This window comes from Ornithinibacter sp. (assembly GCF_035443565.1).
Taxonomy (GTDB): Bacteria; Actinomycetota; Actinomycetes; order Actinomycetales; family Dermatophilaceae; genus Fodinibacter.
The window spans coordinates 1-3,399 of the sequence record NZ_DAORSO010000133.1; the positions used below are offsets into that span (position 1 = coordinate 1).

Sequence of the window (3,399 nt, forward strand, 5' to 3'; positions counted from 1 at the left end):
CCCCAACGCTTTGTCGGGGGGTCCTTCGCCGTTTTCCGGCCAGGCGGGGTGCACGAAATCGGGGTCATGACCCCGATTTCGTGCAGAACAGCCGGCGGGGGTGGGCCCTTCGCGCCGTGTCACGTCAACAGGGCCTGGCCCAGCACCTCACCCTCCTGAGCACCGGGCAGCACGGCGAACACCGCTGACCCGATCGGGGTGGTCCAGAGGTTGAGCAGGTCGAGTTCGGCGAGGCGGGCCTGCACGGGCACGAACTGGCGCACGGGGTCGGCCTGGTACGCCACGAACACCAGACCCGACGAACTCGTCGACCCGGCATCCGGCGCATCGTCATACGAGTACGGCCGACGGAGGAACCGCTCGTGCGGGGCGCTGGCGTGCGCCCGGCGGATGTGCGCAGCGTCGTCGACGACGTGGAAGCCGAGCCCGTCGACGGCCTCGAGGTCGGGCGCCGTGTCGAGCCCACCCCCGGTCACGGGTGCGCCCGTGGCCAGCCGCCGCCCGATCGAGTTCTCGCGCGAGAGCCGGTCGACGCGGTCCCACCCGTCGAGGTCCATCTCGATGCGCCGGACGACGACCGAGCTGCCGCCGCGCAGCCACGTCGGGCCCGCGTCGGCGCTCCACAGCAGGTCGGCGTCCAGCCCGGCGACATCGGGCTGCACGGTGCCGTCGACCTGGCCGAAGAGGTTGCGCATCGGCACCCCCGGCCCTTCGTGCGGTTCGCGGAAGCCGCGCTGAACCCACCGCACCGAAGCCAGCCCGGCCGCTCCCGCGAGCAGGCGCCGCTGGGCGTGGGCCACCGTCGTGGGGCTCGTGGCGCAGATCTGGAGCAGCAGGTCGCCGCCACTCCATCGGGGCTGGAGGCGGTCGATCGCGAAGGCCGGCAGCGGTGCCAACCAGGCCGGCACCTGCGCCCCGACGACCTCCACCACGCGTCGCCCGACCCCGACGGTCACGGTCAGTTCGGCTGTGACCGAGGCGAGTTCGGGCTCCTGGTCGGTCAGGGTGCCGCGGCCCGCCATCAACCGCTCGATGTCGTCGGTCCACACGGTGAGCAGCCGCCGCACCACGTCGGCGTCCGCCCCGTCCACGAGATCGAGGGCGACGAACGTCGCGTACGCCGGAGGAGCCTCGAGGATGCCGGCCTGGTGAGCCCCGCGGAAGGGGCGCGCCACGGCATCCGGCCCGCTCGCCATCGTGCCCGCAGGAACCGCCGGGACGGCGCCCGCCGACGGGCCACCGGATGCCGCCGTCGCGATGGCTGCCGTGGCAGCGAGACCGGCCCCGGCGAGCCCCGAGAGCAGGACCGAGCGGCGGCCGGACCGCGCCGCTCGGCCCTGGTCGGGCGTGCTCATGAGTGGGTCGGGCTCGGTGCGTACGACTCCTGCGCGCCGGTGAAGGCCCGCACCGGCACCGTGAGGGTGACGTCGCCGTCGCTCGTGCTGAGCGTCAGGGTGGTGGTCGTGCCGGTCTCGAGGGTGCCGGTCAGCTTCATGAGCATGAGGTGGTCGGAGCCGGGCTCGAGCAGGTGCGTCCCTCCGGCGGGGATGACGATGCCGCCGGCCTTGGGCTGCATCTGCATCGCGCCGGTGTCGGTCTTCACCGTCTCGTGCAGCTCGACCATGCCGGCCGCGGGGCTGCTCCCGCCGGTGATGGTGACCTCGTGGTCGGTGGTGTTGCGCAGGGTGCCGAACGCGGCGGTCATCGGCTCCATGCCGGCCATGGCGTCGTCGGTCGCCTTGACCCAGCCGTCGTCGAGCACCACGGCGCCCGCGCCCTGGGTGGTTTCTGCCGTCGTCGACGACGAGCTGGATGCCGTGGCACCGGTTGGGGTGGGCGTGTCCTGTCCGCAGGCGGTCAGGGTGAAGACGAGGGTGGCTGCTGCGCCGAGGGTGAGGGCGCGGCTGATCGAACGGGTCGTGCTGGACATGAGGTCTCCTGGAACTGGCGTGCGGGATCACACCCGCAGGGAAGGGGTCAGCGCGTGGCCGACCCCGTCGCGGAGCCGGCTCAGGTGACGGGCAGGGGCGGGCCCCGGCCTCCGACGGGGCGCAGCGCCCGGCTGGTCGGGGTGGTCAGCGCGCCGGCCTCGACGGCAAGGCGCCGGATGCCGTGGGCGAACCGCAGGCTCAGCGGCTCGGGGAGCAGCGCGCGCACGACGGCGCGCACCGCATCCTCACCGCGGGAGAGGAGCACGGCGGCGAGCACCGTCGCGATCGCGTGGGCCGCGAGCATGCCGGGCGTGACGTGCAGGCCCGCGAGCAGGGAGGTGACGGCCGTGCCCGTGGAGGTGACGGTCGCGCCGGCGGAGGTCACGGCATCCGACGTCGGGAGACCCGAGGCCCCGTGGACGTGGACTGCGGTGCTCGTGCCGCGCCCGGGTGCCATCGCCACGAGCGTGAGGTGGGTGAGCACCTGGCCGGCACCCATGGCCACGCCGAGGCGGGTGGCGGAGGCGCCACGCCGCACCAGGGCCCAGACGAGCGGGCCGACGAGGGCGGCGAGGACGCCTACCGCGAGGGGTTGCGGGCCGGTGGCGCCGCCGAGGCTGTGCGCGGTATGGCCCAGGCCAATCACCACGAGGGTGGCGATGAGGGCGCGCAGCATCCGGGCATCGCGCGCGCGCTGCGGCATCCCGGTCACGAGATGAGCGTAGCCACGGCCTCTGACCGGCTCGCGCCCAGCCAAGGGGGCACGACTGTCAGTGGTCGTGTCTACCGTCTACCTTATGAAAAAGGTATACTCTACCCATGGGGCTGAACATCAAGAACGAGCGCGTCCACCGCCTGGCTCGCGAGGCGGCGCGAGTGACGGGGCGCACCCAGACCGGCGCGATCGAGGAGGCTCTGGTGAAGCTGCTGCGCGAGTACGACGTCGACCCCGACCAGGCCCGCACCGGGCCGGTGGTCGACCGCGTCCTGGCCATCGCGGCGCAGTGGCAGGCCGACCCGGGGCGGGGTCACCTGCGCGCCGAGGACCTGTACGACGAGGCGACCGGGCTGCCCCGATGATCGTCGACACGTCCGCGTTGATCTCGATCCTCGAGGGTGAGAGCGGCTCGAAGCGGGTGCTCGAAGCCCTGGCCGCCGCCTCACCGGGGGCGCTGATGTCGGCGGCCAGCTGGGTCGAGGCGGGAATCGTCGCGGACGCTCGCTCCGCGCGCCACGGGGAGCGCCTCGACCGGGTGATCGAGGAGCTGGGGATCGAGATCGTTCCGGTCACCACCCGCCAGGCCGAGGTGGCGCGACTGGCCTACCAGCGCTTCGGTCGCGGGTCGGGTTCACCTGCTCGCCTCAACTACGGCGACTGCTTCTCCTACGCCCTGTCCACCACGGAGGGTCGACCCCTGCTCTACGTCGGCAACGACTTCAGCCAGACCGACGTCGCTCCGGCGCTGCA

General features: G+C 73.2%; 5 protein-coding genes. 2 read left to right on the top strand and 3 right to left on the bottom strand.

Annotated elements, in window-relative coordinates; genetic code table 11:
* Positions 1–119: 119 nt before the first annotated feature.
* The 3 genes from PLL68_RS11630 to PLL68_RS11640 all read right to left on the bottom strand — a co-directional run bounded on the left by PLL68_RS11630 (position 120) and on the right by PLL68_RS11640 (position 2,643).
* The gene (locus PLL68_RS11630) at positions 120–1,355 is read right to left on the bottom strand and encodes a Dyp-type peroxidase (protein WP_324534255.1); all 1,236 of its coding nucleotides are present in this window, start codon (positions 1,353–1,355) and stop codon (positions 120–122) included.
* Entirely contained in the window at positions 1,352–1,930 is a 579-nt protein-coding gene (locus tag PLL68_RS11635; RefSeq protein WP_324534257.1) for a copper chaperone PCu(A)C, read from the bottom strand. The genes PLL68_RS11630 and PLL68_RS11635 overlap by 4 nt, the downstream gene beginning before the upstream one ends.
* Positions 1,931–2,010: 80 nt before the next feature.
* Complete coding sequence (locus PLL68_RS11640; RefSeq protein WP_324534258.1) at positions 2,011–2,643, bottom strand: hypothetical protein; 633 nt, start codon at positions 2,641–2,643, stop codon at positions 2,011–2,013.
* A 107-nt stretch (positions 2,644–2,750) separates the two neighbouring features.
* On the opposite strand from PLL68_RS11640, the gene PLL68_RS11645 reads away from it, so the two are divergent.
* Both PLL68_RS11645 and PLL68_RS11650 read left to right on the top strand, forming a co-directional pair.
* Positions 2,751–3,011: a type II toxin-antitoxin system VapB family antitoxin gene (locus PLL68_RS11645; RefSeq protein WP_324534260.1), complete on the top strand. Its 261-nt coding sequence runs from the start codon at positions 2,751–2,753 to the stop codon at positions 3,009–3,011.
* On the top strand, positions 3,008–3,399 hold a 392-nt coding region (locus PLL68_RS11650; RefSeq protein WP_324534262.1), incomplete at its 3' end, for a type II toxin-antitoxin system VapC family toxin. The genes PLL68_RS11645 and PLL68_RS11650, both read left to right, overlap by 4 nt.

Coding starts and splice junctions, on each gene's coding strand:
- PLL68_RS11630 (WP_324534255.1), bottom strand. CDS start 1,355: ATGAGCACGCCCGACCAGGGCCGAGCGGCGCGGTCCGGCCGCCGCTCG.
- PLL68_RS11635 (WP_324534257.1), bottom strand. CDS start 1,930: ATGTCCAGCACGACCCGTTCGATCAGCCGCGCCCTCACCCTCGGCGCA.
- PLL68_RS11645 (WP_324534260.1), top strand. CDS start 2,751: ATGGGGCTGAACATCAAGAACGAGCGCGTCCACCGCCTGGCTCGCGAG.